The 777-nt window shown below is 68.0% G+C and carries 2 protein-coding genes; one reads left to right on the plus strand and one right to left on the minus strand.

Features of this window, described 5'->3' with window-relative positions; translation table 11 throughout:
• On the minus strand, positions 1-452 hold a 452-nt coding region (locus NS283_RS18105), incomplete at its 3' end, for an alanine dehydrogenase (protein WP_369406721.1).
• Between the two features lie 155 nt (positions 453-607).
• Here NS283_RS18105 and NS283_RS19380 point away from each other — a divergent pair.
• Positions 608-777 (plus strand): winged helix-turn-helix transcriptional regulator (locus NS283_RS19380; protein ID WP_153003424.1); only part of this gene is annotated, 170 nt, incomplete at its 3' end.

A 777-nucleotide genomic window follows, 5' to 3' on the forward strand; every position in this document is an offset into this window, starting at 1 on the left:
CGCAGCAGGTGGTGCGCGCCCTCGATGATCGACAGGCGCCCGGCGACCTCGCTCATGGGCGCGAGCAGGGGCAGGGCCCGATCGGCCGTCTGCACCGTCTCGTATGCCACGGCCGTCGTGCCAGCGGCGATCAGGGCGTCGGTCAGGGGCCGGTCGGCCGCGAGGTGGAGGTACGTGAACAGCGTGAGGTCGGGGCGGAGGAAGCCGTACTCGGGGGCGATCGGCTCTTTCACCTTGACGAGGAGCTCGGCACGCGCCCACGTCTCGTCGGCAGTGGCGACGATCTCGGCTCCGGCCGCGCGGTACTGGTCGTCGCTGAACCCGCTGCCCTCGCCCGCACCGGCCTGCACGAGCACCTCATGGCCGCGGTGGACGAGAGAATCCACGCCCGCGGGCGTCATCGCGACGCGGTTCTCGTTGTTCTTGATCTCGGTCGGCACGGACACGCGCATGGGTTTCTCCTCGATCGACTGAGCGTTGCGGAGAGGATCGCAGAAACGAGTGTTTCGGTGACGTTAATCCGCTGATCCTTCGAATGGATGCCGCTCGATCGGCGTACTGTCGAACGTAGATACTCCAAACGCCACCGTCGACCGAAGGATCTGCGATGCCCGACGACGAGCTTCACCCTCACGACGCGCGGATCATCGAACTCCTCTCCGCCGACGCGCGAATGACCAACGCCGCGATCGCCGACGACCTCGGCGTCGCCGCGTCGACCGCCCACGCCCGGCTGCGCTCCCTCGTCGATCGAGGTCTCATCGCCGGCTTCCACCC

It is taken from the genome of Microbacterium testaceum (assembly GCF_001476285.1).
Taxonomy (GTDB): domain Bacteria; phylum Actinomycetota; class Actinomycetes; order Actinomycetales; family Microbacteriaceae; genus Microbacterium; species Microbacterium testaceum_B.